The sequence below is a fragment of the Paenibacillus rhizolycopersici genome (genome assembly GCF_014947195.2).
In the GTDB taxonomy this organism is placed as follows: Bacteria; Bacillota; Bacilli; order Paenibacillales; family Paenibacillaceae; genus Fontibacillus; species Fontibacillus rhizolycopersici.
Map to the genome: position 1 here is coordinate 173,132 of NZ_JADCNN020000009.1, position 21,800 is coordinate 194,931.

21 protein-coding genes are annotated in these 21,800 nt (G+C 50.9%); 1 reads left to right on the top strand and 20 read right to left on the bottom strand.

The features are described from left to right. Nucleotides 1–72: 72 nt before the first annotated feature. The 6 genes from metH to IM700_RS12280 form a co-directional block, all read right to left on the bottom strand. Nucleotides 73–3,516, bottom strand: a complete 3,444-nt coding sequence (gene metH / locus IM700_RS12255) for a methionine synthase (protein WP_193416169.1) — start codon at nucleotides 3,514–3,516, stop codon at nucleotides 73–75. Nucleotides 3,517–3,760: 244 nt separating this feature from the next. Continuing rightward, entirely contained in the window at nucleotides 3,761–4,174 is a 414-nt protein-coding gene (locus tag IM700_RS12260; protein ID WP_193416168.1) for a FixH family protein, read from the bottom strand. A gap of 61 nt (nucleotides 4,175–4,235) precedes the next feature. Next, nucleotides 4,236–5,036, bottom strand: a complete 801-nt coding sequence (locus IM700_RS12265; protein WP_193416167.1) for an HAD family hydrolase — start codon at nucleotides 5,034–5,036, stop codon at nucleotides 4,236–4,238. 48 nt (nucleotides 5,037–5,084) lie between these two features. Continuing rightward, on the bottom strand, nucleotides 5,085–5,615 hold the full coding sequence (locus tag IM700_RS12270) for a hypothetical protein (protein ID WP_155605867.1): 531 nt from the start codon (nucleotides 5,613–5,615) through the stop codon (nucleotides 5,085–5,087). Between the two features lie 12 nt (nucleotides 5,616–5,627). Next, nucleotides 5,628–5,801, bottom strand: coding sequence for a DUF896 domain-containing protein (locus IM700_RS12275; protein ID WP_155605866.1), 174 nt, complete (start codon nucleotides 5,799–5,801; stop codon nucleotides 5,628–5,630). Between the two features lie 164 nt (nucleotides 5,802–5,965). Further along, nucleotides 5,966–6,262 (bottom strand): LysM peptidoglycan-binding domain-containing protein, encoded by a 297-nt coding sequence (locus IM700_RS12280; RefSeq protein WP_239483837.1) that lies wholly within the window; start codon nucleotides 6,260–6,262, stop codon nucleotides 5,966–5,968. Between the two features lie 279 nt (nucleotides 6,263–6,541). Here IM700_RS12280 and lexA point away from each other — a divergent pair, with 279 nt between their 5' ends. After that, on the top strand, nucleotides 6,542–7,168 hold the full coding sequence (gene lexA, locus IM700_RS12285; RefSeq protein WP_155605864.1) for a transcriptional repressor LexA: 627 nt from the start codon (nucleotides 6,542–6,544) through the stop codon (nucleotides 7,166–7,168). A 106-nt stretch (nucleotides 7,169–7,274) separates the two neighbouring features. Here lexA and IM700_RS12290 read toward each other — a convergent pair whose 3' ends face one another. The 14 genes from IM700_RS12290 to IM700_RS12355 all read right to left on the bottom strand — a co-directional run. Further along, nucleotides 7,275–7,427, bottom strand: a complete 153-nt coding sequence (locus IM700_RS12290) for a hypothetical protein (RefSeq protein ID WP_167521191.1) — start codon at nucleotides 7,425–7,427, stop codon at nucleotides 7,275–7,277. Between the two features lie 122 nt (nucleotides 7,428–7,549). Further along, nucleotides 7,550–8,104 (bottom strand): hypothetical protein, encoded by a 555-nt coding sequence (locus IM700_RS12295; RefSeq protein ID WP_193416166.1) that lies wholly within the window; start codon nucleotides 8,102–8,104, stop codon nucleotides 7,550–7,552. A gap of 319 nt (nucleotides 8,105–8,423) precedes the next feature. After that, nucleotides 8,424–9,761 carry a type I glutamate--ammonia ligase gene (glnA, locus tag IM700_RS12300; RefSeq protein ID WP_193416165.1) on the bottom strand — a complete coding sequence of 446 codons (1,338 nt, stop codon included), beginning with the start codon at nucleotides 9,759–9,761 and terminating at the stop codon, nucleotides 8,424–8,426. Between the two features lie 26 nt (nucleotides 9,762–9,787). Further along, nucleotides 9,788–10,198: a MerR family transcriptional regulator gene (locus tag IM700_RS12305; protein WP_155605861.1), complete on the bottom strand. Its 411-nt coding sequence runs from the start codon at nucleotides 10,196–10,198 to the stop codon at nucleotides 9,788–9,790. 82 nt (nucleotides 10,199–10,280) lie between these two features. Continuing rightward, entirely contained in the window at nucleotides 10,281–11,534 is a 1,254-nt protein-coding gene (locus IM700_RS12310) for a methionine gamma-lyase family protein (RefSeq protein WP_193416164.1), read from the bottom strand. Between the two features lie 18 nt (nucleotides 11,535–11,552). Then, nucleotides 11,553–12,887, bottom strand: coding sequence for a GTPase HflX (hflX, locus tag IM700_RS12315; RefSeq protein ID WP_239483838.1), 1,335 nt, complete (start codon nucleotides 12,885–12,887; stop codon nucleotides 11,553–11,555). A gap of 379 nt (nucleotides 12,888–13,266) precedes the next feature. Beyond that, nucleotides 13,267–14,250, bottom strand: coding sequence for an AAA family ATPase (locus IM700_RS12320; RefSeq protein WP_155605859.1), 984 nt, complete (start codon nucleotides 14,248–14,250; stop codon nucleotides 13,267–13,269). Between the two features lie 112 nt (nucleotides 14,251–14,362). After that, a complete protein-coding gene (locus IM700_RS12325; protein ID WP_193416163.1) occupies nucleotides 14,363–15,046 on the bottom strand; it encodes a YdcF family protein in 684 nt (227 codons plus the stop codon). A gap of 3 nt (nucleotides 15,047–15,049) precedes the next feature. After that, a complete protein-coding gene (locus IM700_RS12330) occupies nucleotides 15,050–15,610 on the bottom strand; it encodes a ribonuclease FAU-1 family protein (protein ID WP_155605857.1) in 561 nt (186 codons plus the stop codon). Nucleotides 15,611–15,765: 155 nt separating this feature from the next. After that, nucleotides 15,766–18,354, bottom strand: coding sequence for a transglycosylase domain-containing protein (locus IM700_RS12335; protein ID WP_193416162.1), 2,589 nt, complete (start codon nucleotides 18,352–18,354; stop codon nucleotides 15,766–15,768). 692 nt (nucleotides 18,355–19,046) lie between these two features. Beyond that, nucleotides 19,047–19,286, bottom strand: coding sequence for an RNA chaperone Hfq (gene hfq / locus IM700_RS12340; protein ID WP_016312028.1), 240 nt, complete (start codon nucleotides 19,284–19,286; stop codon nucleotides 19,047–19,049). Between the two features lie 24 nt (nucleotides 19,287–19,310). Next, the gene (miaA, locus tag IM700_RS12345; protein ID WP_193416161.1) at nucleotides 19,311–20,285 is read right to left on the bottom strand and encodes a tRNA (adenosine(37)-N6)-dimethylallyltransferase MiaA; all 975 of its coding nucleotides are present in this window, start codon (nucleotides 20,283–20,285) and stop codon (nucleotides 19,311–19,313) included. Then, nucleotides 20,269–21,054, bottom strand: a complete 786-nt coding sequence (locus IM700_RS12350; protein ID WP_193416160.1) for a class I SAM-dependent methyltransferase — start codon at nucleotides 21,052–21,054, stop codon at nucleotides 20,269–20,271. The genes miaA and IM700_RS12350 overlap by 17 nt, the downstream gene beginning before the upstream one ends. A gap of 24 nt (nucleotides 21,055–21,078) precedes the next feature. Beyond that, on the bottom strand, nucleotides 21,079–21,800 hold a 722-nt coding region (locus tag IM700_RS12355), incomplete at its 5' end, for a DNA mismatch repair MutL family protein (protein ID WP_472850235.1).

Below are 21,800 nucleotides of genomic sequence, written 5' to 3' on the forward strand. Positions count from 1 at the left end.
GGTTCGCATGACGTACAGATTACCAAAACCCTCCGAAGTTCGGAGGGTTTTCCAAGGAGCTTCTTTATGGGATTATACCCCAGCTTTGTCTACATTAAAATATTGCGCTTCAGGGTGAGCGAAGACCATCGCCGAAACGGAAGCTTCCGGTTCCATCATGAAGCCTTCGGTCAATGTAATGCCGATGTCCCCTGGCTGCATGAGATCAAACAACAATTGCTGGTCTTCAAGATCCGGGCAGGCCGGATAACCAAACGACACGCGAATCCCTTGATAACGAGCGCCGTGGCGCTGTTTCATCGTCATGTTCGCCGGATCCGGGAAGCCCCAGGTATCTCGCATAATATGGTGCACCCGCTCAGCCAGGGCTTCCGCCAGCTCTAATGCTACCGCCTGCAGCACATGGGAGCGCAGATAGTCGCCTTGTTCCTTCCACTTCTCGGACAAGTCCCGAACACCTTGGCCGGCCGTGACGACCAGGAAGCCAACATAATCCATTTGCCCGCTGTCCACGGACTTCAAGAAATCCGCCAAACAGAGGTATGGCTCAACCTTTTGCCGCGGGAAGCTGAATCGCTTCAACACTTTGCCAGGCTTGGCCGGATCATAAATGAGAACGTCGTTGCCGGACGATTGCGCCGGGAAGAACCGATACATGGCTTGCGTGCGAATAATGCCATCCGTTACTGCTTCAAGAAGGATTTGGTCGACCGTCTCCTTCAACTGTACCGCCTTTGCTTCGCCTGACGCTAATTGCTGTTCCACCGAACCGCGAAGCCCAAGATGATGACCAAGTAACATTTGCATATTGATATAAGGCGTGATATGACCAATCGGATAATCGCGAAGCACATGCCGTTCCAGATCGGGCGGAAGATAAATCGGCGCATCCGTTGAAATTTTGGACCGCTCCACGCGGGTCAGTTCCGGCAGCGGTTCAGCAACTGCAACAGCCTGATCGGTCTCTTTTTCCTCTTCCATTTTAAGGCGCATTTGCTCCCGGGCGGCCGGATCCATCAACTTGTTAGCCAAATCGAGGCCGTCCATTGCGTCCTTGGCGTAAACGACCATGCCGTCGTACTCGGGCCGAATCCGCGTTTTGGTAAATTTGCGGGTTAATGCGGCACCACCCACAAGGATTGGAACGTCGATACCGGCATTTCGCAAGTCCTGCGCCGTTGTCACCATTTGCTGCGCCGATTTCACCAGAAGACCGGATAGACCAATCGCATCGGCGTTTTCCTTCCGATACGCTTCGATAATGCGCTCCGGTGGTACTTTTATGCCCAAATTGACGATCTGGTAACCATTATTGGACAGAATGATCTCGACCAGGTTTTTGCCGATATCATGCACATCGCCTTTGACAGTCGCCAGCATGATTTTCCCTTTGACGCTGGTCTCGTTCTTCTCCATAAACGGTTCAAGGTAGGCCACCGACGCCTTCATCACCTCGGCGCTTTGCAGGACCTCGGCAACGATCAGCTCGTTGTTGTTAAACAAACGGCCGACCTCTTCCATCCCCGCCATCAGAGGACCGTTAATGACTTCAAGCGCGGTGTATTTCTTTAATGCTTCTTCCAGATCGGGGATTAAGCCTTCCTTCGTGCCTTCCACAACATAAGAAGCCAACCGTTCCTCAAGCGTGAGCTGTGTGGACTTCTCGACCTTCTCCACCTTCTTGTTACGGAAGGCAGCCACAAAGGCGGCCAGCGTCTCGTCGTTGGTTTGATAAATCAGTTCTTCAGCCAGACGGCGTTCTTCATCCGGAATTTTGGCGTAACGCTCCAGTTTCTCCGTATTGACGATCGCGTAATCGAGACCCGCTTTGGTGCATTCGTACAGGAACACGGAGTTCAACACTTCGCGGCCGGCTTCCGGCAAACCAAACGATACGTTGCTGATTCCCAGCACGGTGTGAACTTTCGGCAGGGCCTCTTTAATCAGGCGAATCCCTTCAATCGTTTCCTTGGCCGAGCCGATATACTGCTCATCCCCGGTACCCACCGGGAACACGAGCGGATCGAAGATCAAATCCTCCGATTTGAGTCCATATTTGTGAACTAGGAGATCGTGCGAACGTTTAGCGACCTCAAGCTTGTCTTCCCGCGTGATCGCTTGCCCGCGTTCGTCAATGGTACCGACAACTACGGCCGCCCCGTATTTATGAATCAGCGGCGTTACATGTTCGAACTTCTCTTCGCCATCTTCTAAGTTAATGGAGTTAATAATCGACTTGCCCTGACAATATTGGAGCGCCAAATCCAGCACCTTCGGATCTGTCGTATCGATCATTAGCGGTACCTTGACTTTCTTGACGACCAGTTCAAGGAACTTCTTGATATCCTCCGCTTCATCGCGGTCAGGGTCTTGTACGCAAACGTCGACAACCTGTGCTCCGTTCTTCACCTGAGCACGGGCAATTTCCGAAGCTTCTTCGTATTTCCCTTCTACGATCAGCCGTTTAAATTTACGCGAACCCAGAACGTTTGTTCTCTCCCCGACCAAATAAGGACGATTCTCCGATTCAATGTAAACCGGCTCGATCCCGGAAAGCGCCGGCAGATGGCTGCCTGTCAACTCCCGCGGCCGAAAATCCTTCAGCGTATTCGCTAACGCGGCGATATGAGCAGGCGTCGTTCCGCAGCAACCGCCGGCAATGTTCAGCCAGCCTTGCTCGGCGAACGCCGACATTTTCTGGGCGAGAGAATCCGGAGACTCGTGGTAAGTGCCGTTTTCGTCCGGCAGACCTGCGTTGGGGTGGCAGCTGACCGCCGCCTGCGCAAGACCCGACAAGGTGCGGATATGGTCGCGCATGAACTCCGGTCCGGTCGCACAGTTCAGGCCGATGGAGATTGGATTCAAATGCTCCAGCGAAATGTAAAAAGCTTCAATATTTTGGCCTGCCAACGTCGTGCCCATCGGCTCGATCGTGCCCGAGATCATGATCGGCAGGGTGATCCCCGTATCGGCAAATGCTCGCTTAATCCCGATGCTCCCCGCCTTCACATTTAAGGTATCCTGCGAGGTTTCCAGCATCAGGGCATCAACCCCGGCCTCAATCAGCGCCGAAGCCTGCTCCGCATAGCTGGCTGTCAGTTCGTCGAACGTCACGCCACCGGTAACGGACAAGGTTTTGGTCGTTGGTCCCAGAATACCGACGACATAGCGGGGTTGCTCCGGGGTACTGTATTTTTCCGCAGCCTCGATCGCTAGCTTGGCCGCAGCCAAATTGATTTCACGTGCCCTTTGCGGGATATCGTATTCAGCCAGCACGACGGATGTCGCACCAAACGTATTCGTTTCGATCAAATCGGCACCTGCCTCGAGATATTTCTCGTGGATGCCGCGTATTACATCCGGACGGGTGAGCACAAGCATTTCGTTGCAGCCGTCCAACTCTTCGCCGCCAAAATCGGCCGGAGTTAGGTCTTCCTGCTGAATCATGGTGCCCATGGCGCCATCGAGGATTAATATTCGTTCTTTCATTCTTTCGAGCAGGCTAGGTTTACTCATGATCATGTCCCTCCCGTAAAACGTTATGTTTTAGTTTAACAGAATAAAGCGTTGAAGAAAAGAGAGATTGGCGATTTCATTACGTCTCTTCACCCAATTCAACGGATTGTTATCCTATCGTTCAACTCAGAATTAAAACCCGAACAAACTAGAGTTCATCCTTTTGAAAAATTCGGAAATCCCATTAACGAAAAAAAGCTGCCACCCTTTAAGGGCAACAGCTAATCTTCAGGTTTGTCCGAGCTTATTCCACCGTAAATTGCTTTGATGGCATGGAGTGCTGATCCCGCGCGGTGACATGGGAAATCACTTCATAGGTCCCTGACTCCTTAAACGAATGCTCCAGCACATATGTCCCGTTTCCGGCACTCTTCACTTTCACCTGGCTATGCTTCGCGTTGTCGTCGGCCGTGTTCCAAAATTCGAACATGACCTCCTTCGCATCATCCACATTCTCACCATGGTGAGTCACTTTCGCGGCAAACTTCACCGTGTCCCCAATCTTGACAATCGAGGGTGCGACCTCAAGCTCAACCTGAATAGGCTCCAGCGTCGTATCCGCCTGGGCGGATGTTGATTCTTTACTGCTGCATCCGGCGATAACGACCAACACAAGCGCGAGGGTGGTTAACAGCCCCGTTACCTTCTGAATTCGCATACTGATTTCCCTCCTTCCGCGACGGCTCCCGCCTCGTCATGTCGATCGTTCTTAGGTTAGATTAACCGGAGAGCTTGTCCAGAAGCTCATGCAATTCGGACAAGTGTTTGATCTCATAATCCGGTATGATTTCGCCGCTTAGCGTTTTGCCGTCCCGATTGACCCAGACAGCCGTCATGCCGACACTGAGCGCACCTTTGATATCCGTCGTCAGCTTATCCCCGACCATGATCCCCTCACCGGGTTCGATCGCCAACCGTTCCAGCGCATGCCGAAAAATAGACGAATCCGGTTTGCCTTTGCCAAAGTTTCCGGAAATGACAATCTCATCAAAATACGGTGCCAGTTCCGGCACCCCATCCAGTTTCTCCTGCTGAAGCGCCGGACAACCATTCGTCAACAGCAATAGCTTCACTTTGCCTTTCAATTCCTTAAGAACCTGGAACGTTTCCTCGTATACGTGGGGACGAGAGCGGCGTTCGCGTCCGAATTGCTCCGCCAACTCGCCGGCCAGCACCTCGTCATCGACTCCAAGTGCAAGCAGACCACGCCGCCAAGACTCCTTGCGATAGATCGGGGCTAGCTGCTCCAATTGGCGAAATTCCGGTTGTTCCCCTGCGGAGAACGTTGCCCATAATCCCTCAAACGGATTGATACCAATCATCGTTGTGAAAGGATAGGTTTCATAGGATTCATACAAGCTCCGGGCTTCCCGGCGTACTGCCTCTTCCAGTTCTTCGGGATTTAATCTCCCCAACTTGGCCGCCGCGCTTTCACATGTCGCCGCAAAAGCTTCTCTTACGCTCCGCTCATCCCAGAGCAGCGTGTCGTCCAGGTCAAAACATACCGCTTTGATCGTCATTCGTCCCAGCCCTCTCCGTTCTATCGCTTTATACTTGCAAATGTGATTCTATTCTTTCTCCAATTTTACATGATGGGTATTGGCATACAGCTCCAACCGCGTGGCCATTGCTTCCGTATCGAAGCGGTTGCGTGTGCGGTAGAACACCCATTTGGGTTCCCGTGTTTTCGGTTCAATCACAATTTTGTTCCGGCTAACCTTGATTTTGCTAATGTTACCGGCATCCAGCATGCGATCACGATTGAATTTCGAGGTGTACAGCCAGCTCTTGTTGATGCGCAAATAAGGCTTGCGAAGAAAAATGGCCAAAGCCAGCACAATATACAAAAAGATCGTCGCCCAATACAGCACCGAGTTCACTTCCGCAGAATTGCCGATGATCCCTACGCCGCCATACAGAAGGGCTAACAGGAACAAGAGAAAAGGCAAAATGATGTTGCGCCCTTTAAAAACATCACCTTCCCCGTTTGCCCCAAGCGTCGACCGTGAATTTCGCGTCGTCTGCCCAACTTGCGGTCCCTTGCCTTTCTTATTCATTCTTACTTGATTACGTTCTACTTTGCGATCAAACGAACCCATACCCGTTCCTCCCTATTTATCTACAATCTCGATCGACTCGAGCTGGTGCCGAAAATTCCTGCGAACGTTTTGCAGATACGTTTCCCGAAGCTGGGCTCTTTCCAATAGCTCGTCTTGCGATAATCCTTCTTCTTTGGCTTTTCGAGCCAGCTCATTAATCCGCTTAACCAACGCATCAATATCCATAAGTTCCTCCCACTTCTATATATACTATGCTTCCCATGGTGTTACACAGGGCATTAATTCTTACTTTGACATGAGAAAAAGAGCTTGTCAAGGCGACGGCAACCCCATCCCGCATCCTTGAAACAAGCTCTGGTTCTTCCTATATATCATAACTCGGTTAACCTCTAATGTTTGTTGGGCAACATCAGCGTATCTCCCGCTTGAATCGAGCTGGTACCGAGCCCATTGGTCCGCATCAACTTCTGAATGTAGACTCGCGTATCTTGACCTTGAGGCTTATGAGCCACGGCAATTTCCCACAAGGTATCTCCAGGCATCACTACAACATATTCTGCCCGCTCTTCCGTGGCGGAGTTGTCGATGGACGCTGCAAAGGCCTGTACCATACCGGTGCATGTGATGCTGAGAATGATCAGAAGCACGGCAATTTTGGACAATCTACTCTTCAGAAATGTACTCATATGTAATCTTCTCTCCATAGGACGACGAAAAGAAGGTTGTTCGTAGATGCTTTGATAGGAACTGTACTTCAACATATAACCATCACTCCAAACAAGTGTTCTGTTTTATGTAATCAATATAACACGAACATTTGTTTGATTCAATAGTTTTTTCGAACGGTTGTTCTTATTTTTTTTAGTTTCCGTATATTGATCTCTCTTTTTAGAACTAATGTTTGTACGAACGGAAGTTCTGTGTTATAATTTTTCCAAACGTTACTAAATGGGGTTGATCCGTACATGTCAAAGGTATCGAGCCGGCAACAGGCCATTCTTGAATTCATTCGCAACGAAGTACGCGCCAAAGGTTATCCACCTTCCGTACGTGAGATAGGGGAAGCCGTCGGATTGGCGTCCAGCTCCACCGTTCACGGCCATCTGGACCGCCTGGAGAAGAAAGGGTTCATCCGGCGCGACCCGACGAAGCCGCGTGCCATCGAGTTGTTGGGCCAAGAAGAGTCGGAGAATTACAATTTGTTTGCACATAGCATTGCCCGCGTTCCCGTTGTCGGGAAAGTAACTGCAGGCATGCCGATCACGGCAACGGAGAATATTGAAGATTATTTCCCACTGCCAGAGCATTACGCTGCTGACGGAGAAGTATTCATGCTTTCCGTGGTTGGCGACAGCATGATCGAAGCCGGAATACATAGTGGGGATTATGTGATCGTCCGCCAACAGCAAACGGCCAACAACGGAGAGATCGTTGTAGCCATGACGGAAGATGACGAGGCGACGGTCAAGACGTTTTATAAAGAGAAAGACCATATTCGCTTGCAGCCTGAGAATTCAACGATGGAACCGCTTCGTTTGAAGCATGTGACCATCCTGGGGAAAGTCGTCGGTCTGTTCCGCGACTTGCACTAATTTTCTAAATATGCGGCAATGATAACATCAAACAGGACGAAGCGATGGGTTTATATCGACTTCGTCCTGTTTGGTTTATCCGCCTTACGCATTCCCTTCCCCCTTACTAATCCCATTCGAGGTCCAGGAAGTGCATTAGATTGTAGCCTGTCTTTTCGCGGCGGCCGCGTGTGCCCCAACCAAATCCGGCACGTTCTGCTATCCACCACTGCTTTAACCGGTAGCGACGGCGTTGGTATCTTTTCAATTCGGTCACCATGTGACTACCTCCTTAATTCAATTCATCTCCCCCATCCTTTGCGCTTAGCTTGACCCAATACTTTCAAACGTATGTAAATAGGAACAAACCATTTGATGTCAAATCATTGTTCCTATCCTTTTTTACCTATTATTCATATAATTGTTATGACTTTGTTCCATTCTCTTGTAGATTCCGTCCATGAATTGTTTATGCTCTCGAAATAACTCCTGACTTTGCTGAAGTTGCCGATTCATCAAGTTGATTTGATATTGATCGTAATTTTGATTCTGGTATTGAGCAGCTGGTTGACCTTTAGTCAGATTGACCTTTGCCTGTGTATTGCTTTGCACGATACGGTCTAAACTTTGCAAGACCGAAGGATACCCCAATTGATTCAAATGTATAGCCGATGGTCGCACTTCTTGTTCTAATACATGATTCAATGTGTCGAGATACATCGCTGCGTTTACTGGATTCTGGATTTCAGAATTTAACAATTCGACCATTCGAATCATTATTTTCATTTCCTCCATCTCAACGAGTTGCGGGTCCTTCGAAATAACCGCTCTTCTTTCTTGTGACAATCCTACAGACTGATTCTGAGGTCTATCATAGGTTTTGATTGAACCCGGCTGTTGATTGCTGCATCCGACTAACGCTATCAAAATGTACAGGATAAGCCCCTTCCTCCTCATCTCCAACATTCCTAATAAGTATGGCCGTTAGCACATCGGTGGGAACCATAATGGTTCGGATTCATCGTGCAGCCATTATAGGAAGTGGTACAGTGCGGACATGGAGCGTTACATTCATTTATATCATTGGTGATTTGAGGTACCTCTTGCTCCTCGATGCGTATTTGACCTCTTTCCAGTGTTTCTGTAGCCATCGTTTTGGGCCTCCTTATAATTCATAAGGTTAGCTCTCTCGGCTTCCTCCATGTATGGAAAGATCTACAACGACATAAAAATATCCCCCAACGCCAGGCGTTGAGGGATATGCGTAAACTTATTCTTAATACAATGTCATATATTGATCGCGTTCCCATTGATGAACTTGGGTACGGAAGATGTCCCATTCGATTTCTTTCAACTCGTAGAAATGAGTCAACGCATGGTCACCCAACGCTTCGCTAATAATTTCACTGCGCAGCAATTCGCCAAGCGCTTCCTTCAAGTCGGACGGAAGACTTGGGATCCCTTCTTCCACGCGTTCTTCCTCAGACATCACATAGATGTTGCGATCGACTGGATCAACCAGCGGGAGCTCCTTCTTGATGCCATCCAGGCCCGCTTTCAACATCACAGCCAAAGCTAAGTAAGGATTAGCAGCCGGGTCCGGGTTACGCACTTCAACGCGTGTGCTAAGGCCGCGGGAAGCTGGAATTCGGATCATTGGGCTGCGGTTGCTCGAAGACCAGGCCACATAGCAAGGTGCTTCATAGCCAGGCACGAGACGTTTGTATGAGTTTACGGTTGGGTTTGTGATGGCTGCAAATGCGCGAGCATGCTTCAGGATACCAGCCATATAGTGGCGTGCTTCGTTGCTCAGGCCCAGGCTATCACTTTCCTCATAAAACGCGTTCACGTTACCTTTGAACAATGATTGGTGGCAATGCATCCCCGAACCATTCACGCCGAACAACGGCTTCGGCATAAACGTGGCATGAAGCCCATGCTGACGAGCAATCGTCTTAACGACCAATTTAAAGGTTTGGATTTGGTCAGCGGCTTTGATCGCACTCGCGTATTTAAAGTCGATCTCATGTTGACCCGGAGCCACTTCATGGTGGGAAGCTTCGATTTCAAAGCCCATTTCTTCCAGTGTCAATACGATTTCACGGCGGCAATTCTCGCCGAGGTCCGTAGGGGCCAAATCGAAGTAACCGCCTTGGTCATTCAACTCGGTAGTAGGGTTGCCTTTATCGTCGGTTTTGAACAGGAAGAACTCCGGTTCCGGCCCAACATTCATCGCGGTGTAGCCCATCTCTTCGGCTTCCTTCAGCGCGCGTTTCAAAATCCCACGCGGATCGCCGGCAAACGGTGTACCGTCAGGCATATATACATCACAAATCAAACGTGCTACGCGATCCTCCGTCACCCAAGGGAAAATGACCCAAGTGTCCAGATCCGGGAAGAGATACATGTCGGACTCCTCGATACGAACATATCCTTCGATGGAAGAACCATCAAACATCATCTTGTTGTCCAACGCCTTCTCCAATTGGCTGACCGGAATTTCCACGTTTTTAATCGTTCCCAGCAAATCTGTGAACTGCAAACGAATAAAACGTACATTTTCTTCCTTGGCGATGCGTAAAATGTCTTCTTTGGTGTAATTCGAGTAACTCACCCTAACCTCTCCCAACGTTTAGATTATTATTTTTTGAAAAACCGCGACAGTTCGCCTTGGATCAAAGAAACTTGCCCCGGTTTGCTACCTGACACCAACTGCTGCTTCAACATACGGTAAATTTGGGAATCCGTCATTTCCTTCCGCTTCTCCTCGGTATCCTTCGTGATGACCGTCGCATCTAGAGATTCACGGGACATTGGGTTCATGACTTGCTTGATCCCGGCGATGTTCACGCCTTTATCGATGAGGCCCTTGATCTCCAGCAAGCGTTCGACATCATTGAGGGAAAACATTCGCTGATTCCCCGAGGTTCGCGCAGGTACAATCAATTCATGCTGCTCGTAATATCGTATTTGTCTTGCCGTTAAATCCGTAAGTTTCATAACGATACCTATAGGAAACAAGGCCATATTTCTGCGAATTTCCTCACTCATCGCTCTCAACCTTCCATTTCGATTCTCATGACCTTATCATATGTGAGTTATCCTGACATGTCAATAGATATGTTAGGATAACTTACAACAAGTTACGATCCTTCATCGTCTGAAGTGCGGTCAGGAGACCAAATTTAACATGAGAATAGGTTAAGCCGCCCTGCATATAAGCGATATAGGGGGCGCGAATCGGAGCATCCGCAGACAATTCCAGGCTTCCGCCTTGAATAAATGTCCCGGCCGCCATAATAACCGGGTGTTCATAACCCGGCATATCCCAAGCCTCGGGTACGACGTGGCCGTCTACAGCAGCGGCCCGTTGAATGCCCTGCACGAACGCAATGAGTTGCTCCGGTGCACTAAAGGCAATCGCTTGGATAAGATCCGTGCGCGGATCCTGCCATCCTGGCCGGCTTTGGAATCCCGCTTTCTCAAACAAAGCAGCGGCCAGAATGCTGCCTTTGACAGCTTGTCCTACGATCGTCGGGGCCAAGAACAGCCCTTGGTAGATTCCACGGGTTGTCCCCAACATCGCCCCGACTTCACCGCCGATCCCCGGTGCGGTCAAACGGTATGAGGCTAGTTTAACCAACTCCTGCCGTCCGCAAATATAACCCCCGGTTTCGGCCAAGCCACCGCCAGGATTTTTTATCAACGATCCGGCGATCAGGTCTGCCCCAACCTCCGTTGGTTCGCGTTCTTCGGTAAACTCGCCGTAGCAATTGTCCACAAAGACGATCAGATCCGGCTTGATCTCTTTCACGCGCCGGACCATCTCCTCGATCCGTGCGATGGTGAACGAGTCCCTCCAATCGTAACCTCGGGATCGCTGGATCCCGATTACCTTCGTCCTATCGGTAATTTTTTCCCTTACCGCCTGCCAATCGACTGTTCCATCGCTTAGCAATCCTGCTTCGTTATACGTGATCCCAAAATCCTGTAGCGAGCCGCTACCGTCTCCTGGTGTCCCTATCACTTTATGTAGTGTATCATAAGGACGACCTGTGATGTAGAGCAGTTCGTCCCCGGGCCGTAAGACCCCGAACAACGCCGTAGCGATCGTATGCGTGCCGGAAGCGAAATGCGGCCGCACCAGCGCGGCTTCTGCACCGAATACGTCCGCATATACAAGATCCAACACTTCACGGCCTCGGTCGTTATAAGCATAACCCGTCGAACCCGCAAAATGATAATCGCTGACTTGGTGGCGCTGAAAGGCTTCAATCACCTTCCATTGGTTTTGATCGACGATCCGGTCGACCTCCCGAAACCGGCTTCCCGCCTGTTGTTCGGCATCTTCCAGCCATTGTACAATTTCCTCAGAAAATCCTGCCATCGTTACGTTATCTCTCCCTTAATCCATTCCGTCGTTTGTCGTGCTTCCCTCTGTGAGAACTGGTTTAGGGATCGCAAAAGGAGCTAGCCGGTATCCATACTTATCGAAATCCGCCTGATTCACATCGATTTCGTAAATCATGACATCCTCGTCCATCTGCTTGTCCACCACTTCTCCTACCCGATACAACACCGGGGTGAGATCGCCTCGTTCTGCAGGAATCCGAAACGTCTTGGTTCCGCCAGACAACTTGCGCTGCACGGCTTCGCGTATCGTCGCAAGATCCCCTTCGTCAAACGCGGAAATCTTCAAGTACCCTTCGCCTGTCGGCAGCATTTGCAGCCGTTCAGGCGGGCAGATATCCTTTTTGTTAAACAACACGATCTGAGGCTTTCCCCCTGCACCCAAATCGTTTAATATTCGATCCACCACTTTCACTTGCTCTTCGCGCATCGGCGAGGAGGCATCGACGACATGCAATATGAGGTCCGCCTCGTTAACTTCTTCTAACGTAGCCCGGAAGGCAGCGACCAAATCGTGTGGTAGATTTTGAATGAATCCTACCGTGTCCGTCAGCACCACTTCCTTACCGCCTGAGAGCGGAAGAAGCCGGGTCGTTGGATCAAGCGTAGCGAAAAGCTGATTCTCAACGAATACATCTGCAGAAGTCATTGCCTTAAGCAGCGTCGACTTACCGGCGTTGGTATAGCCGACCAGAGCAATTTGTACCACCCCGGTTTCTTTACGACGTGCCCGGTGCAACTGACGGTGTCGAGTGACCTCCTCCAGTTGACGTTTCAGCTCGCCGATTCGCCGGCGAATATGGCGTCGATCCGTTTCCAACTGACTTTCGCCTGGACCCCGAGTGCCAATCCCGCCGCCTAGGCGAGACAGGTTTTTGCCGTGCCCGGACAATCGCGGGAGCAGGTAAGTCAATTGAGCTAGCTCCACCTGAATAATGCCTTCCCTCGTTTTGGCTCGCTGCGCGAAAATATCAAGGATCAGCTGGGTTCGGTCGATGATTTTGACGTCCAGCATTTCCTCCAAGTTGCGGACCTGGGCTCCGGACAATTCCTGATCGAAAATTGCTGTATTAGCGCTTCGCTGCTGGATGACTTCGCGAAGCTCAAGCACCTTCCCCTTTCCGATGAACCACCTCGGGTCGGGTTTATCGCGATTTTGTACGATGGATTCAGCAACCTCGACCCCAGCTGTCTCGGCCAGCTGCACCAATTCGGCTAGAGAATATTCGGGGTCGACGCCGCTTTGCTTCGTTTCCGGTGTCACCAAGCTCACCAGTACGGCTACGTCCGGACGATGGGTGGTGGTCTCATGCATTTGCAACCTCGGCATCATCACTACTCCTTAAAAGGGTATCAAAAAAACGGCGGCACTTCACGATGCTTATTCAGAGTTGCTCTTTCGGCGTCAAATCTTGAATTCATCCGGGACCTCCGTTGCTCACGTAGGTTTCCCTACGCTCCGCTACTCGTTCCCTTGCTTCATCCAACCTTCTCGGTGCTGAGCCCCCGTTTTTTTGCTCATGATTTGAATCGGGTATCAAAAAAACGGCGGCACTTCACGATGCTTATTCAGAGTTGCTCTTTCGGCGTCAAATCTTGAATTCATCCGGGACCTCCGTTGCTCACGTAGGTTTCCCTACGCTCCGCTACTCGTTCCCTTGCTTCATCCAACCTTCTCGGTGCTGAGCCCCCGTTTTTTTGCTCATCTCTCACGTCTTCTTGGCGTCAAGCTTCAGGTCCTCGGTACGGAGGGTCATCAGCTCTAGCTTGCCCGGCGAACCGCCGCCATATTGATGAAGCAGACGCACGGCCTGCTGCCGGACGGATCGTTCGATCACGTTACGTACATAGCGGGCATTGCTGAATACTTGCTCGCTTTCGCATTTCTCCCGCAGCAAATGCTGCTTTAACTTGAGTATCGCCTGAGGCATCAAGATATAATCGCGTTCCTTCGCCATCCCTTCGGCAATTTGAATCAGCTGATCAATCGAATAGTCCGGAAAATCCATCTGAATCGGAAAACGGGAGGGCAGCCCCGGGTTAGTCGATAGAAAAAAGTCCATCTCATCCGAGTAACCCGCCAGGATAAGGATGAATTGATTCTTGTGATCCTCCATCGCTTTGACCAAGGTATCGATCGCTTCTTTGCCGAAGTCTTTCTCGCCACCCCGTGCCAAGCTGTAAGCTTCATCAATAAACAAAATGCCGCCGAGCGACTTCTTTACCAAATCACGCGTTTTCTGTGCCGTGTGACCGATGTATTCACCAACCAGATCGGCACGCTCCACTTCGATCAAATGTCCTTTGCTAAGCACCCCCATGCGTTGAAACATTTTAGCGACGATTCGTGCCACGGTGGTTTTACCGGTACCCGGATTGCCCTTGAACACCATGTGATACACCTGAGCGCCGGACAACAGTCCTGCTTCCGAGCGCATCGAGGCGATTTGCAAAAGCGCATATATCTCGTACATTAGATCCTTAATATGATCTAAACCGATCAGGTGATCCAGTTCCTTTTGAATTTCGGCAAAAAGCCCTTGCTGCGGCAACCCTTTTGCCGACGCTTGAGGCTCGCTATCCGCAATCGCCTGCGAGACGACAGGCGGTTCAGTGCTGCGGAGAATCACGTTGATTTGACGCGACGGTCTCTCATCGGAAGAGCCGTTTCTGGCCATGACACGCCCAGACATAGGAAATCACCTCTTTATAAAGGTAGGGCTGAGAGGAAGTTCACAAAGCCAACTTGTTGAACACACATCTAAATGTATTCTCTCTCCCTGTCCGTTATTAGAAGTTTTGTCATCATATCAGGCCCATGGCAAGTCCTATTTGATCGAGCTTCCATTTTGTATACGCCAAAATTTCCCGGATCGTGTTGGGGATGGGCTTCAAAACCCTGGTTTCGGTTAACGAAAGTCTTGGTTCCTCGTAATCCAGGGCTCTGGCAATTTCTAGCGCGCGGTTACCATGATAGGTATGCGTCACAATTAATGCTGACGAAAGCCCCCGCTCCTTCATCATATCCTGGCTGAATTTGAGGTTCTCATAGGTACTGGTCGCTTTATTTTCAAGCAGCATCTTGTCCCGAGGCACTCCGTGCTGCTCCAAATAATTCGCCATCCCCTCCGCTTCGGTATAGTTTGAGGTCGACGTATCCAATCCTCCGGTAAGGAGAAACAATTGAAATCTCCCCGCTTCAAAATCCTTTAGGCTTTGTTCCAGCCGCTCCCGAAGCCCTGGACTAGGCTCGTCTCCCCACAGGGCCGCCCCAAGGACAATCCCGACATCCGCCGGCTCGCTTAATGTGGAATTGGCCGCAGGATTCCGCTCTACGCTGCCGATCTGAGCCAGCACAAACAACATCCAACCTATCCCGAGGAGAATGAACAAGAGTCCCCAACGAAAAATCCGCTTCCCAACCCGGGCTCTTCGTTTCTCAAGTGTTTGACCTAACAACACGTTTCCGCTTGGTTTGGAATGACGCATGGTTTATCCCCCTGGCTGATTCGGCTCCGAAGTCATAAACCCGCTCTGGTAATGATCCAGGGACAGGCGGAAATAGGGGAAACGCCGTTCCTTAATGTCGTGAAGTAGTCGCTGGGCCGTCTCCGTTGCCAGATCATAGTCTTTGACAGATATGAGACCTTTCGTTAACGCTTCGTCAAGTTCATCTTCATCCAATAAAAACACTTCGCGATTTTTCAGCACGACGATATCCAAATACAAATCATCAAACCAAGGTACCCCTTGGTCGGTGACCCCTTGCGTCTTGCAAATATCGATGTACCATTCCACGATCTCACCGTGATCATCAAACATTGCCGTCACGACGAAATGAGCTCCCTTAGGATAATACTGCAGCCAGGTGTAACCCTTGTCGGCGATCCGGAAGGTGTGTCCCCCGTAGGTCTTCCATAGCGGATCACGCAGGGCAAAAATGCTGTACAGTGTGACATATCCCGTAAACTCGTCGCTCTCCACAAACTTGGATTTGAATTGACGATGGGTTACACGGCGCCAATTCGCGCGGTCTCCGAATTTTCGCTTCATAAATAAGTTCCCTTTCAACACAATGTACTATCAGCTTACCATATTTGAAAGAGAGTCACAAAAACCATTTTCACACGAAAAAAAACAACCCCCAGCCAAGCTTTAGAGCTGGGCTGAGGGTTGGCTTTCATGCCATGCGTATTCCGAAATTCCGGCTATCCGCCGACTCCCGTGGTTCCATCCGTAGTCCCCGTCGGGACATCGGCACCGGTTCCGGCACCGCCGTTGTCTGGCGGAACGATGACGCCTCCGTCATCATCCATTGGGGGGAGATCCGTACCATTCCCACTGCCATCCCCCCCGTTTCCGTTGCCGTTTCCGTTTCCGTTTCCATTCCCGTTTCCGTTGCCATTGCCATTGTTTTGACCGTTACCGTTTCCTTGGCCATTGCCCGGCGGAACACCTTGGTTGCCGTCACCATTGCCCGGAAGGTTAGGATCGACCGGTGTTCCGGTATCCGAACCCGGGGTTTCATTGCCTGCAGGCGGCTCGACGTTATCAATCAACACATGGGCGTTGTTGGACGGCTCGCTTTCCACGGCATTAACCGGATCATAGGCCGTTACATAATAAACGTATCCGGTTCCCGGTGTAACGCCGATATCCTCCGCCTCTGTCGATACGGAATCCATGATATGGGTGAACTTCGTTTCGGACGCTTCACGACGGTAAATATGATATACCGCGTCGGCGGTTTCAACGCCGGTCCATTGGAGCGATACCGCTCCGCTGTCCGGATTATAGGCAGCGGTTAATCCCGTCGGTGCTGCCGTTACCGTTTGATCCTCCGGTTCTTCTTGTTGTAAGTTGCCCGGAACCGGGAACGATTTCACAGGCATGCCTTGCAACGCTTCCTTCATCACAGCGGCGAACAAGGCCGCAGTTTGGCCGCTACTGCCGTTTAATAGATGGTTCTTATCGGGGTTGTCATACCCCATCCAAACAGCGCCGGTCCATTCCGGCGTATAACCCACAAACCAGACATCGCGGTTTTTACTGCTTCTCAGCCCCGGGATCCCGTGTTGTGTTGTCCCTGTTTTACCGGCAACAGGACGGTCCAACTTTGCCCGTTTCCCGGTACCGTCGTTAACGACGTTTTGCAGCATCGACGTCATGTAATACGCCGTTTGTTCGCTGATGACTCGTTTTGGTTTCGGTGCGTTGTATTTGTATTTTTCCACACCATCATGGTCGACGATCGATTTGATGGAATACGGCGGGTTATACGAACCGCCATTCGCGAATACGCTGAACGCTCCGGCCATCTCCAGCGTGTTCGTGCCGTAAGTCAGGCCACCGAGAGCAATGGCCAGGTTGCGGTCGTTTTTGTCCATTTTGATGCCCATCGCTTCAGCATATTTGACACCGGTGCCTGCGCCAATCTCGTTAAGCAGCCAAACGGCTGGGATATTCTCCGATTTCGTCAAAGCATCAGTCAGGTTAATCGTCTTGGAGTAACCGTGCAGGTTCGATGGACAGTAATCGCCGAAGCACTGCTTCTCATTGCTGATCTGCGAGTCCGGTGTAAATTTGCCGGATTCCAGTGCCGGTGCATACGATACGATCGGCTTGAAAGACGATCCCGGCTGCCGGCGGCTGTTCAATCGGCTGAAGCCTTTGCGTTCGTAGTCTCGGCCGCCGAGCAGAGCGATCAAGCTGCCATTCTCATGGTTCATGATCACCATGGAAGCCTGCACCTGCTGGTCGTCCTTGCTTTTTTCGAAGAAATCATCGTTTTCGAAGGCTTTCTCCAGCGCTTTCTGCGCTTTTGCATCCATCGTTGTGTAGATTTTGTAGCCACCGCGGTTCAATTCGTCCTCGGTCAGCCCAAATTTCTCCTCAGCTTCTTCCACAACATAGTCCTTAAAAGCAAGGTAGCTTTGGTTTTTCACCGGCGGCTCGTAATCGTAATCTACCGCCTTTGCTTCGTCTCGCTGTTCTGCGGTAATATACCCTTCCTGGAACATGAGATCAAGCACCACCGCGCGCCGTTCTTTGGACAACTCGGGATTCTTCAGCGGATTGTATCGGGATGGTGCCTTCGGCATCGCCGCCAGCGTAGCGATCTCCCACACGTCGAGTTTATTCAAATCACTTTTCCCAAAATAACGAATGGACGCAGCTTTAATGCCATAAACAGTTCCGCCAAAAGGAATCCGGTTCAAGTACAACGTCAGAATTTCATCCTTCGTCTTGTGGCGTTCCAAAGCCATGGCAATCGACATCTCGGTTGCTTTACGGAAGAACGTTTTGTCCGCGCTTAGGAAGATGTTCTTAGCAAGCTGCTGCGTAATCGTACTCCCGCCTTCAACTAAGGAACGGGCTACGATGTCCTTGACCGCCGCCCGGCCGATGGACCACAAATCAACCCCATTATGCTCAAGGAACCGTTTGTCCTCCGTTGCAACGAATGCTTGCTTGAGCAGCTCAGGAATCTGGTCGGCTTCGACGGGCTCGCTTTTGTCGATGGACAATTCGCCCATCAATACCCCGGTGCGGTCATACACCTTCGTCGTTTCATAAACCGTCAGCTTGTCCTCGTTCTGTAGGAGGATTTTCTCACCGCTGACCGTAATGTACATATAGCCTGCAATTGCGCAAAATACCGCAAAAGCAATCGTAAAAAATGAAGTCCACAACACGCGTTTAGCCGTAAGCTTTCTCTTTTTGTGCGCTTTCGGCATCTTATCCTGTTTGTCCGGCTTGCCGCTTCTTTGCAGCCTTGATGGGCTTTTGCTAGACATGATTTGTTCTGACTCCCTTCCTGCCAGTCTGCTTTGCAAGGTTGTTCAAAAATGAACTTTGGATCACGATGTGAAGCCATAGAAGACGATTCGGCATCGAATCTTGAATTCATGCAGGTCTTCCGCTGCTCACGTACCAAAATGTACGCTCCGCTGCTCAGCCCCTTCTTCATCCAACCTTCTCGGTGCTTCAAAGCCAATTTTTGAACTTGATTTAGAAGGTTGTTCAAAAATGAACTTTGGATCACGATGTGAAGCCTTAGAAGACGATTCGGCATCGAATCTTGAATTCATGCAGGTCTTCCGCTGCTCACGTACCAAAACGTACGCTCCGCTGCTCAGCCCCTTCTTCATCCAATCTTCTCGGTGCTTCAAAGCCAATTTTTGAACTTGATTTAGAAGGTTGTTCAAAAATGAACTTTGGATCACGATGTGAAGCCTTAGAAGACGATTCGGCATCGAATCTTGAATTCATGCACTTAAAATTATCATATCACCGCACGAGCGCGGGTTCGATGACGGATTCGATGACGTGAGAGTGATTTTTTGAACATAACTGAACCTGTTATCATCATCCCGCATAAGCGCCTGGCTTAAAAGTGCCCGGAAAGAAAAGAACAACCTTGGTTCAGGTTGCTCTGTTCTCATCCTATACTCTTAACGTATTGAAATTCAAAAAGTTTCAGCCTGATTTAATCCTCGTTTTGCGATTCCTGCATGAGCGATACATTCCGCTGCGGCTGGAACGTCGAGATCGCGTGCTTGTACACCATTTGCTGGCGGCCGTCGCTGTCGATGACGATCGTGAAATTATCAAATGCCTTAATCGTCCCTCTGATCTGGAAGCCGTTCGTCAAAAATACGGTGACCGGGATGCTCTCTTTCCGTAATTGGTTCAAAAATGTATCCTGGATGTTAATGGTCTTATTCATAGCCGTACCCCCAATAGGAATCAATTAGTGTTTAGAATTATATTCAAGATCAGCGGGAAACTTTCCTGCTATTATAGCATGGGCCGCCGTCAAAATCCCGGAAAAATTTTCACCATCGCCTACATCGATCCACGCGATATCCTTCATGTGACGGAACCAGGAAAGCTGTCTCTTGGCAAAACGGCGCGTATCCCGCTTCAACTTCTCCACCGTAACTTCGAGCGGAACAGCGTCAATCAGATGTTCGACGATTTCTTTATATCCCAGCCCTTGCATGGAAACCGCTTCACGACTGTATCCTCTGCGGAGAAGCCCTTGAACTTCCTCAACCAGACCAAGTCGCAGCATTGCATCAATTCGCCGTTCAATACGGTTATAAAGCATTTGACGGTCCATTGTCAAACCGATCAGGCAAAGCTCATAGGGCGATTGCTTCTGCTGCTTCTCGAGCTGCGACGATAATGTCTCCCCGGTCAGATGGACGACCTCCAGCGCGCGTATCACTCGACGAACATCGTTGGGATGCAGACGGGCCGCAGATTGGGGATCCATGTCCGCTAATTTCGCGTGCAATGCTTCTGCGCCATGAGTATCCGCAAAGGACTGTTGCTGAGCCCGAAAGTCTTCGTCGGCACCGGCTTCCGTAAACTGGTATTCATAGCATACCGATTCAATGTACAGCCCTGTCCCGCCAACAATAAAAGGAAGTTGCCCGCGGCTGGAAATCTCAGGGATCAGCTTGCGGCACCACTCCTGAAATAACGCGACGGAAAAAGGCTCGTCGGGATCCAGCACATCAATAAGATGATGCGGAATGCCGCCCATCTCTTCCTCTGTGATCTTGGCAGTACCGATATCCATTCCCCGGTACACCTGCATGGAATCGCCGGAAATGATTTCGCAAGACAACGCTCGCGCCAGTTCGATGCTGAGCTTCGTTTTGCCAACCGCGGTCGGCCCAAGCAGCACTAGCAGTTTTGGTTTATCGTTTCGGGTCAAGCGAGATCACTCCATATGCAATCTTGGTATGGGAGCGGCTCTTCGCGATAAACCCCAAACGATCGAATTCCCCGCTCCCGCGCTGCTCTTTCAGAACAACGGATTTTCGAGCGACCCGACAAGCCTCCTTCACTGCATCCGGATCAAGGGAATTCGGATTGGCGAACGCCCGTAGCGGTGAAATGGAAGACGATTCCGCGATCGGGTCGCGGAACATCGGGTCGAAGTAGACGATATCTGCGCTTTTGTCGGGCATGGCCCGCAGCGCGTCCAGATGATTCTTATGTACCGGTTCAATGCGCCGCAACGCTTCGTCAAAGGCAGACAGGCCGGAGATATAAAACTTTAACCCTTCATACAACAGGGCCCAGAGGGGCAAAGAATCCTCCAATGCCAATACTCTCCCCTCAGCCCCTGCTGCAATGGAAAAGACCATTGCGTCAGAACCGAGACCCGCCGTACCGTCGATAATGACGTCGCCGGGAACCACCCCGGCGGCATCTAGCATCGCGTCGTTTTCCCCTTTGAATAGCCGCTTCGCCCGAACATACGCCATACTGGGGTGAAACGTCATCGGTTCACCGCTGGCCCGATGCAGCCGGGCCCCTTGCTCCAGAACAACCAGAATGTCGCTGTCGCCATATCGCTCAGCTAAATGTGGAAGGGACGTCCGGCTGCGTGAGACGTAGGGAATACCAGCTAAACTTGCTAGTTCCTGCGCCCGACGAACTGTAGCGGGGGTTTCATGGTCTCCCGTAGTAATTAACATGATGAATTCCTCCGTTTGCTGACGTTACATGACCCGCTTGAACAGCTTTTCCAGATCATATGCGGAGAACGAGACGACGATTGGCCGCCCATGCGGGCAGGTGTAGGGTTGTTTGCAGGCAGCCAGCCGGCGGATCAGCGTGTTCGCCTCTTCCGGCGTCAGCTTTTGGTTTGCCTTGATCGACGCCTTGCACGAAACCATCGTGGACGACGCCTCGCGCAGTTTAGCCAGGTCAATAGCCCGCTCGCTAAGCACCCATTCAGCCATCTCCTCGATGATGCTCGCTTCCTCTCCTTGCGGGAACCAATACGGATGCGCCACAACCCGGAAGGTATTGCCGCCGAAATGTTCGAGCACGACCCCAACCTGTTCAAACCAATGCAACCGCTCCTGCAGCTTGGCGCTTTCCGATGGCGTGAATTCCAGCGTAATCGGAATCAACAGCTCTTGCGATGCATCGGCCGGGCGGCCGAATTTTTCATAATAATATTCGTAATTCACGCGTTCGTGTGCGGCGTGCTGGTCAATCAAATACAACCCCTGATCGTTCTGCGCGATCAGATAGGTGCCGTGATGCTGTCCGATCAAGGACAGCTCGGGGAACGCCGGAAGCTCCGGCTCCGCCGCAGGCGAGCCGTACAATGCTTCCGGCATCTCCTGCAGCCGCGCGGCCGGCAGCGGCTGCCGTTCCGCCGCGCCGCCCGCGTAGGCGGCGGCGCCGGATGAGCCAAGCCCGCCCTGCGGCT

What these genes read in the sequence shown, in the direction of transcription:
- IM700_RS12270 (WP_155605867.1), bottom strand. Translation starts at nt 5,615, where the DNA reads ATGGGTTCGTTTGATCGCAAAGTAGAACGTAATCAAGTAAGAATGAAT.
- IM700_RS12275 (WP_155605866.1), bottom strand. Translation starts at nt 5,801, where the DNA reads ATGGATATTGATGCGTTGGTTAAGCGGATTAATGAGCTGGCTCGAAAA.
- IM700_RS12310 (WP_193416164.1), bottom strand. Translation starts at nt 11,534, where the DNA reads ATGGCAGGATTTTCTGAGGAAATTGTACAATGGCTGGAAGATGCCGAA.
- IM700_RS12330 (WP_155605857.1), bottom strand. Translation starts at nt 15,610, where the DNA reads ATGAAGCGAAAATTCGGAGACCGCGCGAATTGGCGCCGTGTAACCCAT.
- metH (WP_193416169.1), bottom strand. Translation starts at nt 3,516, where the DNA reads ATGAGTAAACCTAGCCTGCTCGAAAGAATGAAAGAACGAATATTAATC.
- IM700_RS12295 (WP_193416166.1), bottom strand. Translation starts at nt 8,104, where the DNA reads ATGAGGAGGAAGGGGCTTATCCTGTACATTTTGATAGCGTTAGTCGGA.
- hfq (WP_016312028.1), bottom strand. Translation starts at nt 19,286, where the DNA reads ATGAATAAGACCATTAACATCCAGGATACATTTTTGAACCAATTACGG.
- IM700_RS12305 (WP_155605861.1), bottom strand. Translation starts at nt 10,198, where the DNA reads ATGAGTGAGGAAATTCGCAGAAATATGGCCTTGTTTCCTATAGGTATC.
- IM700_RS12325 (WP_193416163.1), bottom strand. Translation starts at nt 15,046, where the DNA reads ATGCGTCATTCCAAACCAAGCGGAAACGTGTTGTTAGGTCAAACACTT.
- IM700_RS12320 (WP_155605859.1), bottom strand. Translation starts at nt 14,250, where the DNA reads ATGTCTGGGCGTGTCATGGCCAGAAACGGCTCTTCCGATGAGAGACCG.
- IM700_RS12290 (WP_167521191.1), bottom strand. Translation starts at nt 7,427, where the DNA reads ATGGTGACCGAATTGAAAAGATACCAACGCCGTCGCTACCGGTTAAAG.
- IM700_RS12280 (WP_239483837.1), bottom strand. Translation starts at nt 6,262, where the DNA reads ATGAGTACATTTCTGAAGAGTAGATTGTCCAAAATTGCCGTGCTTCTG.
- lexA (WP_155605864.1), top strand. Translation starts at nt 6,542, where the DNA reads ATGTCAAAGGTATCGAGCCGGCAACAGGCCATTCTTGAATTCATTCGC.
- IM700_RS12260 (WP_193416168.1), bottom strand. Translation starts at nt 4,174, where the DNA reads ATGCGAATTCAGAAGGTAACGGGGCTGTTAACCACCCTCGCGCTTGTG.
- IM700_RS12335 (WP_193416162.1), bottom strand. Translation starts at nt 18,354, where the DNA reads ATGTCTAGCAAAAGCCCATCAAGGCTGCAAAGAAGCGGCAAGCCGGAC.
- hflX (WP_239483838.1), bottom strand. Translation starts at nt 12,887, where the DNA reads ATGCCGAGGTTGCAAATGCATGAGACCACCACCCATCGTCCGGACGTA.
- IM700_RS12265 (WP_193416167.1), bottom strand. Translation starts at nt 5,036, where the DNA reads ATGACGATCAAAGCGGTATGTTTTGACCTGGACGACACGCTGCTCTGG.
- IM700_RS12350 (WP_193416160.1), bottom strand. Translation starts at nt 21,054, where the DNA reads ATGTTAATTACTACGGGAGACCATGAAACCCCCGCTACAGTTCGTCGG.